Origin of the sequence: Streptomyces sp. NPDC017940, assembly GCF_044328435.1 — a bacterium.
In the GTDB taxonomy this organism is placed as follows: Bacteria; Actinomycetota; Actinomycetes; order Streptomycetales; family Streptomycetaceae; genus Streptomyces.
Genome location: NZ_JBIRHJ010000007.1, coordinates 391,651 through 407,105, shown reverse-complemented (window position 1 = coordinate 407,105; position 15,455 = coordinate 391,651). Strand labels below are relative to the sequence as shown.

Below are 15,455 nucleotides of genomic sequence, written 5' to 3'. Positions count from 1 at the left end.
TGAGCGGCAGTGTCCTCCCCCGCGCATACGACCACCGACCGCCTGCGAGAAGATACCGATCATGAGTGAGTGGGGGGTAGCGCTGATCGCGGCAGGATCAGCGATTGCGGGCAGTGTCGTAACCGGCTGGCTTACGCGCAGTGCCGGACTTCGCCAAGCATCCGCGGCACATCTGGCAGGTGAGGAACAGGCTGCTGCGGTACGGCACGCTGGAGAGAAGCAGGCCGAGGCCGTTCTCAAGACGGTGCAGCAGACACTGGAAGCGCAGGCCAGGAATCAGCAGATCGACGCTAAGCGCGAGGCTTACGTGGCCTTCCTGCAAGCCGCCCAGGCGCTCGTCGAAGACCGCAAGCGAGATCAGGGTTCCTTGGACGAAACGCTGCTGGCTGAGGCCGAGCGGGCTTATCAGGTACTGCGGTTGGAAGACACCGACAATGTCACGGCGCATGCACAGTTCTTGATGGACGCGATCGACAACTCTCTGAGCGACCCTTCGGTGGGCGCGGCGGATCTCGACCGTCACCTGTCCCGCTACGTCACCGTGGCACAGCACCACCTTCGAGAGCCGTGGCACTGGATGGGCAGAAGCCGCAATTCCTGGATCGCAGGCGGACCAACCGAGCCACCTGCCCCAATGCCGTGACCTGCCCCATCTTGGTCTCGGAGTAGGAAGCGGACCCTTCACCACCTCAGTCGTGGAGGTGCCGCCGACGCGGCGGCCTGGCACACGCCGGGGAGAGTCAGCGCTTACGACGAAGGCCCGGCAGGCCAAAGGGCCTGCCGGGCACAGCGGTTTGGTCAACGCTCTCTGCTCACACCGCGAACACCCTCCTCGCCTTCCCGTTCCCCGGGATCAGGGCGCTCCACCGTGATGAGGCGCTCGCGCCGTACCCGCACCTCGCTCAGCCGGTCCTCGCCGTCGAGGTAGACGAGCAGCTCGGCGTGGCCGGTGTGCAGGCGCCCGAGGGTCTCGGCCACATGGTGGCGCTGGGTGCATCCGGAGACGGTGTAGGCGTCGCCGGGTTCCAGTACGGCCGCGGTGTCATCGAAGACTTCCCGCACCCGGTCCGTCCAGCCCACGGTCTGCTCGCGCATGCGGGGCAGGGTCTGGATCTGCCGCAGGACCTCGGTCTCTTCCCAGTACCGTCGGCACGGTGCGCACGGCTGGGCGCCGGGCAGGGGTTGGTCGAGCGGCCGACCGCAATGCGCCTTGCCGGAGACCGCGTCCCGGTAGTGGCCGGTGACGAGGTTGGCGCGGCCCTTCGTCGCCCACAGCACGGCATCATCGACGTGGCACGGGTCAGCCGCGGGCAAGTCCAGCTCCACGGCCCGCTTCGTGAAGGCCGCAAGGGCGTCGCTGAGTCGCGTGCAGTGGGCGCACGTGCGTCGCTCGGCGGAGCGGCAGTTGTCGAGCGCCTTGCCGCAGTAGCCCAGCAGGTGACCGGGGATCGGCCGGTGCGCCATGGCGCTCGCGCCGGTCCCAGCAGCGGGCCTGGCGTCCGGCTCGGCGCTGGAGGACGACGTGGTGAGGATGAGCCAGGCGCGCGTGCAGCTCTGGCACAGGGTGTGGGCCGTGTTCTCGCCGATGGGCTGAAGGTCGGGCGAGTGGGTGGCGCACATGGTCATCGGCTGGGCGCCATTGAGCAGGACGCCGTAGTGGGCGGTGCCGTTCGTACGGCCGATGGCGAGCCGGATCAGCGGCAGGGACAAAGGACCTCCGTGAGGTTAGGCAGCGGGGAGCAGGCGGTCAGACGCGTACGGCGCACAGGCCGTCGTGGTCGGTGGCGAGGGCACAGCCGTCCTCGCAGGGGTGACCGGCGCGGGCCTGGGTGGTGTCGGCTCGTTCGTGGCAGTTGATGCACCAGGCGGGCGCATGGGTGAGGTCGCGGTTGCGGGCGAGGAAGCCGACGGAGCCGCAGCGCTCGCAGCACTGCGCGCCGGAAGCAGGAAGCGGGTTCGTGAAGGACACCTCCAAAGGTTGAGGCGGGAACGCGGCACGCGAACGGCAGGGCGTCGTTCGCGTGCCGGCCCCGAGTCAGCCAAGGTGGACGACGGTGAGGCGCTTCTCCGCGCTCTGCGGCAGCCGGTGGCGTGCCACCGGGACCGGGGAGGCGAGCGAGGAAGCGAAGATGGCGACCAGCTCGTTGGGGACGCTGGGGCTGAAGTTCGCGCACCACAGGTAGGGGGCGCCGAACGTGGGCTCGGCCCACGCTTGCCAGCCCATCAGGTCCTCCCGCAGGTCGGCGTCCGCGATCAAGTCCGGCAGCATCTCGAGTGAGACGTGCGAGGCGAAGCCGGGGTCCGTGGCCGCGGTGCGGGGGCGGTCCACGTCACGGATCCAGCCCCGTGCGCTCAGCGCCGTGACCACCGCCTCGGGCTCCTCGAAGCCGCTGTCGGGCACCGCGCTGACGTCGAGCGCGACGAGGAAGTCGTGCAGTGCCTCGTGCGGCACGCCGGTGGTGAAGTAGGCGTTCCACTGCACCAGGGCGCTGGCGGTGTCCGGGCGGGCAGAGATCTGCAGGGCCACCCGCAGGCCGCCCAGCGTGAACGGGCTGCTGGCCAGAATCCATTCGGCGCCGCGCAGCTCGTCCGGGCTCACATACAGCAGGGTGTCCCGGGCGGTCGGCCACATGCGCCAGCCCAGACCGGTCAAGGTGTCGCCGATCCGCTCGGCGAGGGCGTCGTCGTCGCCGGCCAGATGGCGCGGGGTGACCCAGCGCACCGGGTCCGGCGAGGCGGCGGGGTAGGAGGAGTCAGAGGGATGGTGCGGGTGCAGGGGCGCCTCCGTGGGCTCGGGGGTGGTTCACTGCCCGCCGCTGGGGCGGGTGCCGCGCCGTCGGCGCGGCGGGGCCTCGGTCGGTTCGTGCCAGGTCAGCGCGACCGCGACGTCGGGCAGGAGTGGGCCGCATTGCTCGGCCTCCTCCGGCTCGGTGAGGAACAGCACGGGTCGGCCCTGCTCGTCGCGGGCAGCGGCAACGGCGCCCGCACGGTGGGCCATCGGGAAGTCGGGGTTGATGGCGAGCTGCACGACGGCGGTGCGGTCGCAGGCCGACAGATGGTCGAGCAGGTCGCCGACGGTCGGCTCGGGCAGTGTGCTGAGCGGCTCGGTGCCCTTGGCTTCGGCGATGAACACCACCGGCCGGCCTGCGTCGTCGCGGGTGGGGACCACGCCGCCCAGGCGGCGGGCCGAGCGGGCGAAGGGGTTGATCCACAGACGGACCACCACGTCGCGGCCGCTGGCGGACAGGCTCTCCAGCAGGTCGCCGACGGTCAGCTCCGGGGCCAAGACGCATCTCCTTGCAGTAACGGGCGCCCCACCAGGGGCCGAGGCCAGGGTACGTGCCATACGTGAGCGGCAGCTCCGAGCCGCGCGGTGGCAGTGGACTCACAGCGGCCGGGAGGTGGCCAGCACGCGCTGGACCGTGGCCGCAACGATCTCCGCCGGCGTCTCGGTGTCGAAGCGGATCCGGTAGCCGGGGACCTTGGCGGTGCCGGTGACGGCGAGCGTCCAGCCGTCGCCGTCGGTGCCGGGGCGCCCCAGCGGGAACCATCCGAGGTAGAAGCGGCCGTCCTTGCTGCTGACATGGACATCGGCCCGGTCGTCCACAACGAGGTGGAAGAACTCCGCCTTGAACAGGTCGGTGACCATCGTCGGCTGGCCTGGCCCCAGCTGCCACGAACGCAGCCGCAGCGCCTCGGTGGTGGTGGAGAATCCGGGTGTGGATGCGTCCACGGTCACGGGCATCACCTCTCTGACCTGGGGTTTCGGGGAAGGTCGTCTACGTTGACATGCCCCTGGCGGCTTCCACCAGTCCTTTCGCGATCTTTCCTGTCTGCCCCCGGCGAACTACTCCTCCTACGCCGCATGGGGACCCAACGTCGCCACCGAATCGCGCCGCGGCCACTGCACGACAAAGCGCTTGACAGGGTCATCCCCATGCCGAGTAGTAACCCATCCCCGAATGGATGAACTCCCCCTTCGGCACGCCGCCCGCCTTCAGCCAACCCATATCGTTCCTGTAGGCCCGGCGGATGCGAGACCGCAACCACCAATGCAGTGCAGCGCTGGCGACATCAGCGCACACGCACTGCCCAGGCGGCACAGAATGATCGTGCTACCGACCCTGAGTGGTCACCACTCCGCCGGGCTGCACACAGAACAGCATGACGAAAACCGGCACACGACGATCGCAGCGGGACGCCCCTCAGGAGGTCCCGGTCCGCCACGACGCACCGAGTTCCGCAAGCCGCCCTCGAAGTACTGCGCGCTGCTCTTCCAGTTATTGCGACGCAGGCGAGAGGAGATAGACGTTGTCTCGGTAGAGGCGGAACCCGAGGCTCTCCCATCCCTGGGCGATCTTGGCGTTTACGCGATGCCACTCGGACTGATCCGTCAGCCGCTGGCTGCTGAGGTCGGTGACTCCGGGCAAGCAGGCAATGGCCCGGCAGCCGATCATGAGCCGGTGGATCACTTCGCAGGCGAGTACGGCCGCCAGGCCGTGCCCACGCCACGCAGGATCCAGCGTCACCCGGTCCATGATGAGCAGCGCGGAACCGACGTATTCCAGACGCTCGCTGACCTCGCTGGTGAACGAGCCTGTCTCGGGATCGAGGAGCACCTGGGCCGTCTCGTACAGCTCCTCGGACTCCTCCTCCATGGCCCAGTAGGCGTTCCGGCCGCGGTCGAGATGTACCTGGTAAAACGTCATCGACCCCACGACGGCGTCCTCGACTGTGCACGAGGTGCAATCCGCGGTGGCGCAGCCGCTCGTGGTCTCCGCCCCCCGGTCGCCGTCGTGCACACGCCGACGGTGCAGAACGGTCACACTCCATCGCTCCAGCGTGTCGGCCTGCGGGGTGTCCCAGAGTTCGTCGTCGTAGGAGATGCGTAGGTGCAGGTTGGAAGGGTCGCCTGGAAGCTGGGGCCGCGTGCTCACCCGGTAAACCTAGACGCTGAGGTCCTGCACTATGACCTCCAGGACCGCACGCGTATCACCGCTCGGTGCGCAGCGCCGTCCGTAGTAGCGACGGCTCGGTGGCTGCGCGGGGGCCGCGTCTACCGCAGCCGGTTGAGTGCGGACGTCACCTTCGCATTTAGGAAGCCGTTGTCGACTCTGAAGCCGGCAGGCCGCCAAGCCGACCTCGATAACAGTCGAGTTACAGTCTTCGCCGCGAGCGACGGGGTGCACGTCGGACATCAACATGCCTGACCAGCACGGCTGTTGATGTTTGACGCTTCTAATTTGACCCACCTCCCCTGCGGGGGAAAATTAGCGCAAAGCCCAGGTCAGAGCGCTTCGGGTACCTTCGGGCGCATGACACCTGATACGCAGTTCATGGCCTTCTCCAGCCCACTTTTGGCGTTGCTGACGGTGCTGTTCGCCGTGGCCCTGGCGCACCCCGAACCTCAGGTCAGGGCGCGCGCCGAACGGCTCCTGGCGATCGTCTTCCACTCCCGGTAGGGCGCTCCGAGCCGAGGCCGCACGATGGGCTGGAGCGCTCGACGGGCGTCGATCCTCCTGTCCGCTTCCACACGCGCCCACGCCGAAGGCCCCCGGAATCAGGAGATTCCGGGGGCCTTCGGCGGTGTTGTGGGAGAGGTTAGCTCTCGTCGGTGGAGTCGTCCGTACGGCGTCGGCGGGCGGCCAGGAGTGCGCTTCCGCCAGCGGCCAGGAGGACTCCGGCGCCGCCGAGCAGCCACGGGGTGGCGTCGGCGCCGGTGTGGGCGAGGGAGCCGTCGGACTCGGGGGCCGAAGTGCTCGATGCGGTCTCGTCGGAGGCCGGGGAGCCGGTCGGCTTCTGTGTCGGCTCCGACGTGCTGTCGTCGCCGGAGCCGCCGGGCGTCGGCTTCTCTGTGGGCTTGTCCGTCGGCTTGTCGGTGGGCTTCTCGGTCGGCTTGTCGGTGGGCTTGTCCGTGGGGTCGGGGCTCGGCGGGGTGGTGTGGGTCTTGGCGTTGGTGACGGTCACGGTGACCGGGTCGCCGGGCTTGGCCTTGAACTCGCGCTGCCCCTTGTAGAGGTCATACCCCGCGGGCGCCTTGGTCTCCTTGACCCAGAAGTCGGTGCCGGTGCGGTTGTTGACTGGGAGCTTGGCGGTGGCGGTGCCCTTGTCGCCGGTGGTGAGGGTGAGGATGGTCTTGTCACCCGTACCGATGTTGACGGTGGCGCCGGGCAGGAGCTTGCCGGTCTTGTCGTCCTTGGCCTTCAGCAGGACCGAGGCGTGCTTGAACGGGTCGATGATCGTGAGTGGGGCGTCGCTGCCGGGGGTGACGATGACGTCCTGGTCCTCGACGACGTCGTGCAGCGGGCTGCCGCTGGAGACTTCCTTGAGCCGGTAGACGCCCGGCGCCAGGTCCTTGAAGGACAGGTGGCCCTCGGCGTCGGTCTTGCCGCTCCCGGCTTCCTTGCCCTTGGCGTCGTAGAGGGTGAAGGACGCCCCGGACAGGACGTCGCCGCCCGGGTCCTTCTTGAGGATGGCGACGCCTCCGTTTTCGGCGGCATTGCGCGGGGCGGGCGTGGTGGAGGCGGACGGGGTCGGATCCGGGGTCTGGGCGGAGGCGGTCGGGGCCCAGGCCAGGGATCCGGTCACGGTGGCGACGGCAGTGAGGGCCGCAGCCGGCAGAAGGCGGGCGGATCGGGTGTGCACGTAGGAACTCTCCAGGTATTTGGCGGCAATGCCGGGGCGAAGGGTTGGTCAGCGGGCCCGGCTCGGGCCGTGGCGCGCAGGAGGTGGAGGGAGCGGCGAGGAGACGGACGTCTGCTGCGCCGGGGTCGTTGCCGCGACGTACAGGTGGCGTCGGGTTTGGGACGGGATGTCCTTCACCGCACGGCTCACCAGCTCCGTAGAGACCAGGGAGGTGGTAAAGGCGGCGGCCAGCGTGGTGGGTGTACCGCGGGAGAACCGTGCGCGCCAGTGGGGCTCCCTGGCGGGTCCGCCCCAGGCTGCCCAGATGGGTGTGTCGGTGCCGATGAGGGCGTAGCGGTGCTGGACGACGCCGAGAGGCTGAGAATCGCGGAAGAACTGGGTGCCGTCAGTTTTGACCTGGTGGCTCCAGCCGCGGGCGAGCAGCTGCGTGTACGCCTCCTGCGCTGGGGTGTTGTCCTCTAGCAGTCGGCCCTGGCCGCTCTGGCGGTCTTCGAGGTAGAGGTCGACCAGTTCGCTGTGGAAGTCGTGCAGCAGCTCGATGGGAGTGGTGGCGTCGAAGGTGACCTGCCAGGCCGCAGGGCCAAATGGGGCGCGATTGGCGGTGACCGTTCACTTCCCCTTGCGCGGGCTGTCGGCATCGGGGGCGAGGCTGGCGACCAGGCGCAGGCAGGGGCTGGTGGCGAGGGCTGCTCCGTCGTCGGCTTGGTGCACGGTCCAGTCCTTGGGGAAGGGCCAGACTGTAGGAAGGTCAATGGATCCGGGACCGGCAAGGTGACGGGGCAGGACCTTCACCTGCTGATCGGGGCTGAGGTTGTCCAAGGGGTCGATTGACATGGGGGTCCTCAGCGGCGGCGGGCGGGCAGGGCGGCACCGGCCACGGCCGGTGGGAGTGTGGTGGTGCTCCAGCGGGGGACGCTGCGCGTGCCGAGCGCGGGCGGGCGGCGGCGGGCGGTGACGGTCTGCTGGACGTCGAGCGGGGTGGGCACGGGAGGCTTCGGTGGCTGGACGGGGGTGAGCTGGGCGAGTTGGGCGAGCCGGGGACTCAGGTCGGCCTGGTAGCGGGCGATGGGGGCCGGTGCGACAAAGGAGGCCGCCATGGCGGCGATCAGGTGCTTCGGGGTGCGTGCGGTGAAGTTCGCCTGAGCACGAGAACTCCGTGCGTCAGGTCCGGCCCACAGCGTCACCACTTCGGCATCGGGATCGCCGCTGACGACGTCGATGCTCGCGCCGGCCAGCTGGTCCGGTGAGACGATCTCGATCAAGCCGCGGGCGAGCGGCTTGCGTTCCCAGCCCGCGTCCAGCAGGGGCTGGACCGCATCGGTCCACTTGTAGGAGTGGTCCGCCAGGAAGCTCTCGCTGTCCTCATCCCACTCGCCGGCCAGGGCGTCGATGAAGTCGCAAACGATCTCCGGCGGCATCTTGTCGCTGATGCTCGCCGTCCAGCGGGATGCGGAGACGGCGTCCTCGGCGGCGCTGATCTTCCACACGTCGAAGTCGTCGCCGAACCAGCCGATCTTGATGCGGTGGTCCGGGGAGGTGATGAGGAGCTGGCACGGTCCGTCGTCGAGGTGGTGGTGCGGCCACTCTCTGACGGGCTCGAAGCTGGGATCGCCGATCCCGCCGAGGCCGGCGAGGTAGCGCGGGGAGACATAGACATCTCCCTCGATCGGAGTGGGGTCGGTCATGGGCACATCCGTCGGGGTCGGGTGGGAGGTCAGCGAGCGGCTGCCGGGCGCGCGGTGGGCGTGGCCGGCCTCGCCGGAGCGACGGCCGTGGACAGGTGCGGTGACGCCGGAGAGGGGGCGAGTTCGGCCAGGACCTGGCGCTTGAGTGCACCGCGCTGGCCGGCGTTCAGGACGGACACATCCAGGCGCCCGGAGCTGGCCTCGAAGGGACGCAGCCGATGGCGGATGTGGTCGTAGCCTGCTGAGTGCTCGTCGGCCAGGCGGTGCAGAGCCTGGTCGAAGACGCGGCGGTGTGCGGCGTGGTCGGGTTCGCCCTGTTCGCGCTGGGTGATGGTCTGGGCGTACTGGCGCGCGACGCGGGTGTTCTCGGCGGTGCGCTGGTGGACGGCGACGAGGAACCGGCGAGCGTTGAGGACGGCGAAGGCGGCCTGGCGCGGCATGGTGTCCAAGTCGGTGGTGAGCGGGCCGAGCACCGTGGCGCTGGTGGCCCCGGCGAGCGGCGCGGTCATCTCGGCCAGTTCGTCCAGCGCGGTGCGCCAGCGGCGCAGCAGGAGCGGGTGACGCAGTTCGACGGTGCGCTCGTCCTGCTCGCGCGTATCTGCGGCGACGGTGTTACGGAAGGCGAGGGGGCTCTTGGCGAGCAAGTCGTGGACGGCCGGGGTCATGGTGGCGAAGAGCAGGCCCTCGCTCGCGCCCCACTCGATGGCGTCGAACACGTCGGCCGGAGCGAGCCGTTTGGCGGGTGGCTCAAGCTGGGCCGCGGCGTATTCCTGGGCGAGGACCTGCTCGAAGCGGTCGGGGAAGGCGCTGCGCAGCCAGAGGCGGGCCGTGGCGGCGGAGTCGGTGTCCACCTGGTGTCCGGCGGAGGCGAGGTGTTCGGTGCGGCGCCGGTCGGCTTCCTCGGCGCGGGCCTGGGCCAGGGCGGTACGGATCTGCTGGAGTTGGCGCAGGGTGCGCTCGGCCCGCGGGTCGCCGGTCCAGGTCATGCGTTCGGAAGCGACCTGTATCTCGCCCTCGGCCCAGCGCAGCGCGTCGACGAGGTCGTCACGGAAGTGCGGTCCGTGCAGCAGTTTGCGGGAGCTGCGGGGCAGGTGCCCGGTCGCGTCCGCGATGGCGGCCGTGACCAGGTTGCGGAAGCTGTCCTGCAGGAGCGGCTGGAGTGTCGCGGCGCCCATGTGAGCGACGTCGTTCAGGCGCAGCGAGCGCCGCTGGGGCGGTGCGGTGTGGGAGGGCTGAGGCATGGTGATGGTTCCTGTTCAGCGGGCCGGGCACGGCGAACGTCGTGAAGGGCGCAGGAGGAGCGCGCGAGTTACGCGACGGACGCGGATGGCAAGGGTTCGACGGCGAGGGTCAGGTGCCCGAGGGCCTCCTCGGCGCGGGCCTGAGCGGTCTCGGCCGTGGACCCGGTGGTGATCAGGAACCCGGCTCGGGCGCTGAACATGTCGCCGACGGGCGCCAAGATGACCGTGTCGCCGACCGTGCGTTGGAAGGTGACCTGCTCCAGCCACGGGGTGCGGGCGGCGAAGCGGGCGTCGAGGTGGCAGTGGGTGAGGGTGCCGGAGGCGCTCGGGTACAGCAGCCGGATCGCGGCGGCGCTGCGGCGCGTGCGCGTGAGATCGGGGGCCTGGCCGCAGGCGGTGTCGGCGGCGGCGCGGGCCAGGTCCACGCCGGTGGCGAGCCGGACCAGGTGGCCGATCATGTCGCCGCCGAGGCGCGCGTTGACCTCGATCAGGCGGGGGCGGCCGTTCACGAGGCGCATCTCGACATGGCTCACGCCGTTGGTGATACCGAGCGCCTTGATAGCGGCGGTGGCGACGGATGCCACCTGGTCGAGCAGAGGGTCGGCGGCATCCACGCTGTGGGCAACTTCCTCGAAGAACGGCGCCTCGCCGAGGGTCTTGCGCGTGACGGCCACGGCGGTGGTGTGGCCGCGGTGGGTGACGCACTCGACGGAGACCTCGGGTCCGTCGAGGTACTCCTCCACCAGGACGTTGGTGCTTTCGATGCCGTCGCGGGCGCCGGCGGCAGCGAACGCGAAGCCGCCGGGGAGTTCTTCGGCGCGGTCGACGCGGATGACGCCGATGCTGCCCGCGCGGGCGGCGGGCTTGAGCACGATGGGGTAGCCGATCGTTTCGGCGGCGAGTGCCGCCTCCAGCAGGGAGCGGGCGGTCATCGAGGCGGCCGAGGGCACGCCGTGGCGGGCGAACAGGGTGCGGGCGGTGGCCTTGTTGCGGGCGGCCTCCATCACCTCCGGGCCGTTCGACGGCAGGCCAAGGCGCCGGGCCAGGCGCGCGGTCTGGACGAGATACCACTCGGTCCACGTCGCCACCCCGGTCAGCTCGTGCCGCCCGGCCAGGGCACGGCCGGCGGCGGCCAGCGCCTGGGCGTCGTCGGGATCGGCGATCTCGAAGTCGGCGATGAACTCCCGCTCCCAGGTGGGCGCGGTGGGAGTGATCAGGACGACGTCGTACCGGGCGGCGACGGCTTCGAGGCAGTAGCCGCGGTATGCCTCGGCCTCCGGACCGGCGGCAGAAACGACAAGGATGGTGGGCAAGGACTCTCCAAGAGGAAGCAGCTAGGCAGTAGTTCGGGTACGGTGATGCCGGTTCAGGGGGCCCGGCGGCGGCGCAGCTCGAAGACGGAGGCCCACTCGGGGTGGTCCGCGACCAACTGCCGTGCATACAGCGCGGTGTAGTTGTTGTTGAGCCCGCGCAGCCCCTGCGGAGGTCGCCAGCGCAGGGCCTCGAAGAGTTCCTTGAGCCCGATGCGGGTGGCCCCGGCGGCCAGCCGTTCGGCCGTCAGCCTCTCCAGGGCCCGGTAGACGTAGGGGTGCGCGGCGCCGAAGGCGAGGAACTGGTCGGTGATGGCGGGCCTGGATCCCGCGCGGGAGGAGGGGCGGGCGACGGGTATGACGGCCTGGGCGGCGGGCATGGGCATCGGGTGGATCTCCAGGGCGAAAAGGGCAGCAGGGCGGGGGGGGTGTCAGGCGAGACGGGCGTGAAGGCCAGGGAGCGTGCGCAGGCGTACGAAGGCAAGGCCCAGGCCCAGGGCCTGCAGCACCGCGCAGGCGGTGATCACATGGCCGAGCTGGGCGGGCGGCACCGTGGCGACCAGGACGCCGGCCAGCGGGAACGGGATCAGGAGCAGCAGGATCGTCAGGGAGAGGGTGGCGCCGAACACCTGCTGCGGGATGAGGTGGGAGCGCAGGGTGCGCAGCACCACCGTCATGCCGCCCTCGCCGGCCATGAGCACCGCGATCAGCACGAGGTAGGCGGTGTAGGTGTGGGTGAGGGAGACGGCCAGGCACGCGCTGGCCGCGACGGTGGCGGAGAGCGCGCCGACGGGCCACAGGCCCCAGCGGTCGATAGCGCGGCGGCACACCGCGACCGTGATCAAGGAAGCGGCGGCGGCCACCGACCAGATCAGGCCCACGTCCGCGCTGGAGTGTCCGAACTCCTGCACCACGATCACGGGGGCTGCGGCCTGGAGCAGGCCGATGGCGAGGTTGGACAGGGTCAGTCCGCAGACCAGCCAGCCCAACGCGGGCAGCGAGCGCAGCGTTGTCCATCCGGTGCGCAGCCCCGCAAGGGCCGGCTCCGGCATCTTGGTCCTGGTGGCGTGCTGCCGAGGGGCGAGGGCGGACGCCAGCAGCGAGAAGACGGCGATCGTGATCAGCATCCCGGCCGCCCCGGCCCGCTCCAGCAGCAGGCCGGCGACGGCTGGGCCGGCCAGGGTGCCGACCTGGTCGATGCCCAGGAGGACCGACTGCACGCGGTGGGCTTGGTCGCCGGCCTGGCGGCTGGCGACGCCGCCCGCCGTCTCGGCGGCGATGTAGGAGAACTCGGTGAGCACGCCGGTCGAGGCGGCGAGGAGCATGACGGCGACCGTGGTGGGCAGCCCGGCCTCCATCTGCGGCAGTGCGAGGGCGGCGGCCACGACCACCGCGGCCCGCAGAGCCGAGGCGGTGCGGAGAATGCGGGTGGTGCCGTGGCGGTCGACCATCGCTCCGGCGACGGCGAACGCGCCCAGGCGCGGCACCCACTCCAGTGCGAACGCCAGCCCGGTCAGGGATGCGGAGTTGGTGGTGGCGAGCACCAGCAGCGGGATGCCGTACGTCGTCATCGCGAAGGCGCCGGCATCCATGCTGCGGGGCAGGTAGATGCCGCGCAGCAGGGTGGGGGCCGGCCGGCGGGCATGCCGGGGTCCGACACGGGATCTCACGCAGCGGGCTCCCACTCATCCGCCGCGTGTGAGGAGTGGAGGGCCGTGTGGTGCAGGAGGTACGCATGCGCCTTAAGCCAGGCGGTCAGTACGTTCTGCGGGCCATCGAGGGCGGTGATGGCCTCACGGCCGAGGACCGCACCTCCGGAGACCACGAGTCCGCTCGAGTCGCAGATGCGGGCGGCGCGATGCACGAGAGCCTCAGCGTGACCGAGCAGGTCGAAGGTGCGCTGGACCCGGGTGACGAAATCACCGGCCATCGTGGGGAATTGGTGGGTGCGGGCCCAGCGGGCGGCCGTGTCGTACACCTCGGCCAGTTCCTCGCCGCTGTCGGTGAGCCGGTAGCGGACTCGTTCGTGCTCATCGCCGTAGACGAGGCCGAACTCGCGGGCCCGGTCGATGGCGTGGCGCAGTTGGGGCACGGTCAGGTCATCGAAGGTGCTCTGCAGGCTGCCGCGGCGGCGGCTGATGGGGCCGTTGTCGTCGATCTCGGTGACCAGGCGGATCAGTCCGGGCAGGGACAGCGCCCTGATCGCCCGGTGTGCCTGCAGGTGGTCGGCGGTGGTGAGGCTGCTCATCGGCGCGGCCCCCCTGCCTGCGGAAGGGCGATGGGGCGCGCAGGCATCCGGTGCGAGAACAGGTCGCCACCCTTCCAGGCCGTGGCCGGCGCGGCCGGGGACTGGGTGGACAAAGCCGAGATCGTGGCGGCGGGCACGGCAGTGGCAGGGGCCGATACGCGGGGCTGGGTGGTCAGCCACGGCCCGGACTTCCCCTGCTTGGCCTCCGGGGCCTGGCCCCACAGGGGGTGGGTGCCGGCGTCGGCGAGGGGGCGTCCTGTGGCCCAGGCGCTCAGGGCCCGGTAGACGGGGGCGAGCGCGTGGCCGTTGGCGGTCAGCTCGTAGGCGCGGCCGTCCTTGCGCACCAGGCCGTCGGAGACCAGGCGGTCCACCTGGGGGTAGATGTTGCTGAGCCGGTAGCTCGGCATCGCCGCGGCGGACAGCGCCTTGGCGCTGGAGGCGCCGCGGTCCTTGAGCGCCCACAGGATCGGCGTGGCGTGGCGGGGGCCGATCAGCGCGAGGGTGTCTTCGATGTTCTGCGCGGGCGCGACCGTGGCAAGCGGCTCCAGCTTCCCGGTTTCCTTGTTCTTCACCAGGGGCTTTTCCAGGTGCGCCTCGCCCCAGGCGGCGATCACGGTCAGGACGGGCAGCAGATCGGCGCCCCGCCCGGTCAGGCCGTAGGTGACGTGCCCCTGGGTGACTTCGGTGCGCTCGACCAGCCCGGCATCGGACAGCTTGCGCAGTTTGGGGTGGAGCGTGCCGTCATTCAGCCAGGGCAGGCGCGGCTTGATCTCCGCGTAGCGCAGGGGCTGAGTGGACAGGGTCATCAGGATCCACACGCTCCACAGCGGGGTGATCATCTCCAGCGACTCGGTGACGCGGGCGACGTCGACCTGGGTGGAGCGGGGCAGACCGGTGGTGGCCAAGGGGGTAACTCCTAGGGCGGGGCGGGCGGATCAGCGAGTGCGGGTGGCAGCGGGCGCCGCAGCGGAGGCCGGTACGGCGGGGGCCGCCGAGGGCGGGGATGGTGCGGCGGGGACGCGGTGCAGGCCGACGAGGACGGCGCTGACGGTCTTGGCGTGGGCGTCCCGGGTGGCGACGGATTCGGCGATCCGGCGTGCGCAGTCGAGCAGGTGGCCTGCTTCGAACTTGCCGATCTCCCGCTCTGGGTGGGCCAGTTCACGCAGCCGCTGGAGCTGGAAGGTGATGTTGCGCTCGGCGAGCTGCAGATCGGTGTGGCTGCTCGTCAGGGCGGCGAGCATGGTGCCGGTCGGGTGGGTGCCGGCGTGGGCTTCGAGGGCGGCTATCGGCTGGCCGTACAGGTCCTCGATGCGCTCGGCGATGGCCTGGGAGGTGGTGTGGGGCAATCGGGGGCTTTCACGGTCGGCGGGCCCGCACCGCCCCGGCACGGGACGGGGGCCGGGGCGGGCGGGAGCGTGGTGGTGAGCCTGGGCTGGACGAGCTGCACCTGCCGCTCGGGGCGTACTCCGGGCGGTGGCATGGTGCGCAGCAACTCGCCGAGTGCCGTGGCATATCCGTCGCGGGCGGACAGGGCCGCCTCCATCCACTGCGCGTCGAACCGCAGGTCGTCGGCGGGCAGTTCGCCCATGTCGCGGGCGGCGGCGGTGGCGTCGTGGATGCGGTCGCGGACCCGGGCGACCTGTTCCTCGGCCAAGGCCAGCCAGGAGCGCAGCTCCAGGGCGCGCGTCAGGGCGGCGGACGCCTCGGGGCGCGCGGCCTGCGCGTACAGCTCGCTCAGCGAGGCGCCGAAGGCTTGGGCCAGGGCCTCGTCCTGGCTGGTGGGCTTGCGCACGACGCTCACCGCGCCGCTCCTCGCACCGGGACGGAGGGCGTGGGCACGCTCGGCGCCGGTGCGGTCTGCAGGGCCGGGCTGCGGCGGGGGGCCGCTTCGGCTCCCCGCCATGCTCCCGGGCCCTTGCTGCCCAGGGAGGTGGGGTCGGTGTAGTGGCGTACGACCATCGCCCGCCCGTCACGCACCGCCACGGCGGCATTGACCTGGTGGGCCAGCGCCATGACCGGGTCGTCCAGCACGTCGCCAGGGGCGCTGTCGAGGGCTGCGACGAGGGCGTCCTCGGCCTTCTCCAGTACCTCTTGGGCCTCGGTGAGCATTCCGTACCACTTCATGACGACGGTGGCGTCGTTGTTGGCGTGCGGGGCGGCGGCCGCCGCCCGGCGCAGGTCGGCCAGCGGCATCTGGAAGCGGGCCTCAATCTGCTGGGTGATGACGCCCATCACGTCATCGGCGTCGTCGGGCACGACGTGGCTCCTTTCCTTGGAAATGCGTGGGCGAGACAAGAACGCGCGCTGCGCTGGTCAGCGGCGACGA

Annotated in this window: 20 protein-coding genes and 1 pseudogene; 2 read left to right on the top strand and 19 right to left on the bottom strand. The window is 70.8% G+C overall.

Annotated elements, in window-relative coordinates; genetic code table 11:
• Positions 1 to 61 precede the first annotated feature (61 nt).
• Complete coding sequence (locus ACH4DX_RS25540; protein ID WP_398156856.1) at positions 62 to 643, top strand: hypothetical protein; 582 nt, start codon at positions 62 to 64, stop codon at positions 641 to 643.
• Positions 644 to 798: 155 nt separating this feature from the next.
• On the opposite strand, the gene ACH4DX_RS25535 is transcribed toward ACH4DX_RS25540, so the two are convergent.
• From ACH4DX_RS25535 to ACH4DX_RS25510, 6 genes are all read right to left on the bottom strand, one after another.
• Entirely contained in the window at positions 799 to 1,710 is a 912-nt protein-coding gene (locus ACH4DX_RS25535; RefSeq protein ID WP_398156855.1) for a hypothetical protein, read from the bottom strand.
• 37 nt (positions 1,711 to 1,747) lie between these two features.
• Positions 1,748 to 1,969: a hypothetical protein gene (locus tag ACH4DX_RS25530; RefSeq protein WP_398156854.1), complete on the bottom strand. Its 222-nt coding sequence runs from the start codon at positions 1,967 to 1,969 to the stop codon at positions 1,748 to 1,750.
• Between the two features lie 66 nt (positions 1,970 to 2,035).
• The gene (locus ACH4DX_RS25525; RefSeq protein WP_398156853.1) at positions 2,036 to 2,722 is read right to left on the bottom strand and encodes a DUF317 domain-containing protein; all 687 of its coding nucleotides are present in this window, start codon (positions 2,720 to 2,722) and stop codon (positions 2,036 to 2,038) included.
• Between the two features lie 81 nt (positions 2,723 to 2,803).
• Positions 2,804 to 3,286: a hypothetical protein gene (locus tag ACH4DX_RS25520; RefSeq protein ID WP_398156852.1), complete on the bottom strand. Its 483-nt coding sequence runs from the start codon at positions 3,284 to 3,286 to the stop codon at positions 2,804 to 2,806.
• Between the two features lie 99 nt (positions 3,287 to 3,385).
• Positions 3,386 to 3,745 (bottom strand): DUF317 domain-containing protein, encoded by a 360-nt coding sequence (locus ACH4DX_RS25515; protein WP_239567323.1) that lies wholly within the window; start codon positions 3,743 to 3,745, stop codon positions 3,386 to 3,388.
• A 535-nt stretch (positions 3,746 to 4,280) separates the two neighbouring features.
• The gene (locus tag ACH4DX_RS25510; protein ID WP_398156851.1) at positions 4,281 to 4,937 is read right to left on the bottom strand and encodes a hypothetical protein; all 657 of its coding nucleotides are present in this window, start codon (positions 4,935 to 4,937) and stop codon (positions 4,281 to 4,283) included.
• Positions 4,938 to 5,315: 378 nt separating this feature from the next.
• On the opposite strand from ACH4DX_RS25510, the gene ACH4DX_RS25505 reads away from it, so the two are divergent.
• A complete protein-coding gene (locus ACH4DX_RS25505; protein WP_205033602.1) occupies positions 5,316 to 5,462 on the top strand; it encodes a hypothetical protein in 147 nt (48 codons plus the stop codon).
• Between the two features lie 139 nt (positions 5,463 to 5,601).
• Here ACH4DX_RS25505 and ACH4DX_RS25500 read toward each other — a convergent pair whose 3' ends face one another.
• From ACH4DX_RS25500 to ACH4DX_RS25440, 13 genes and pseudogenes are all read right to left on the bottom strand, one after another.
• Complete coding sequence (locus tag ACH4DX_RS25500; RefSeq protein ID WP_398156850.1) at positions 5,602 to 6,645, bottom strand: SpaA isopeptide-forming pilin-related protein; 1,044 nt, start codon at positions 6,643 to 6,645, stop codon at positions 5,602 to 5,604.
• Positions 6,646 to 6,693: 48 nt separating this feature from the next.
• Positions 6,694 to 7,155 carry a DUF317 domain-containing protein gene (locus tag ACH4DX_RS25495; protein WP_398156997.1) on the bottom strand — a complete coding sequence of 154 codons (462 nt, stop codon included), beginning with the start codon at positions 7,153 to 7,155 and terminating at the stop codon, positions 6,694 to 6,696.
• Positions 7,156 to 7,242 (bottom strand): annotated as a pseudogene (locus ACH4DX_RS25490) (DUF317 domain-containing protein); the annotation flags it as partial.
• A 245-nt stretch (positions 7,243 to 7,487) separates the two neighbouring features.
• A complete protein-coding gene (locus ACH4DX_RS25485) occupies positions 7,488 to 8,330 on the bottom strand; it encodes a DUF317 domain-containing protein (RefSeq protein ID WP_398156849.1) in 843 nt (280 codons plus the stop codon).
• Between the two features lie 29 nt (positions 8,331 to 8,359).
• Positions 8,360 to 9,571, bottom strand: coding sequence for a hypothetical protein (locus tag ACH4DX_RS25480; protein ID WP_398156848.1), 1,212 nt, complete (start codon positions 9,569 to 9,571; stop codon positions 8,360 to 8,362).
• Positions 9,572 to 9,639: 68 nt separating this feature from the next.
• Positions 9,640 to 10,875, bottom strand: coding sequence for an ATP-grasp domain-containing protein (locus tag ACH4DX_RS25475; protein WP_398156996.1), 1,236 nt, complete (start codon positions 10,873 to 10,875; stop codon positions 9,640 to 9,642).
• Between the two features lie 62 nt (positions 10,876 to 10,937).
• Positions 10,938 to 11,267: a hypothetical protein gene (locus tag ACH4DX_RS25470; protein WP_398156847.1), complete on the bottom strand. Its 330-nt coding sequence runs from the start codon at positions 11,265 to 11,267 to the stop codon at positions 10,938 to 10,940.
• A gap of 45 nt (positions 11,268 to 11,312) precedes the next feature.
• A complete protein-coding gene (locus ACH4DX_RS25465) occupies positions 11,313 to 12,551 on the bottom strand; it encodes an MFS transporter (RefSeq protein ID WP_398156846.1) in 1,239 nt (412 codons plus the stop codon).
• Positions 12,548 to 13,129: a hypothetical protein gene (locus ACH4DX_RS25460; protein ID WP_398156845.1), complete on the bottom strand. Its 582-nt coding sequence runs from the start codon at positions 13,127 to 13,129 to the stop codon at positions 12,548 to 12,550. The genes ACH4DX_RS25465 and ACH4DX_RS25460 overlap by 4 nt, the downstream gene beginning before the upstream one ends.
• Positions 13,126 to 14,034 (bottom strand): winged helix-turn-helix transcriptional regulator, encoded by a 909-nt coding sequence (locus ACH4DX_RS25455; protein WP_398156844.1) that lies wholly within the window; start codon positions 14,032 to 14,034, stop codon positions 13,126 to 13,128. Before ACH4DX_RS25455 ends, ACH4DX_RS25460 begins: the two co-directional genes overlap by 4 nt.
• Positions 14,035 to 14,064: 30 nt before the next feature.
• Positions 14,065 to 14,475, bottom strand: coding sequence for a hypothetical protein (locus ACH4DX_RS25450; RefSeq protein ID WP_398156843.1), 411 nt, complete (start codon positions 14,473 to 14,475; stop codon positions 14,065 to 14,067).
• Entirely contained in the window at positions 14,412 to 14,930 is a 519-nt protein-coding gene (locus ACH4DX_RS25445; RefSeq protein ID WP_398156842.1) for a hypothetical protein, read from the bottom strand. Before ACH4DX_RS25445 ends, ACH4DX_RS25450 begins: the two co-directional genes overlap by 64 nt.
• A complete protein-coding gene (locus ACH4DX_RS25440; protein WP_398156841.1) occupies positions 14,927 to 15,385 on the bottom strand; it encodes a hypothetical protein in 459 nt (152 codons plus the stop codon). The genes ACH4DX_RS25445 and ACH4DX_RS25440 overlap by 4 nt, the downstream gene beginning before the upstream one ends.
• Positions 15,386 to 15,455: the final 70 nt, after the last annotated feature.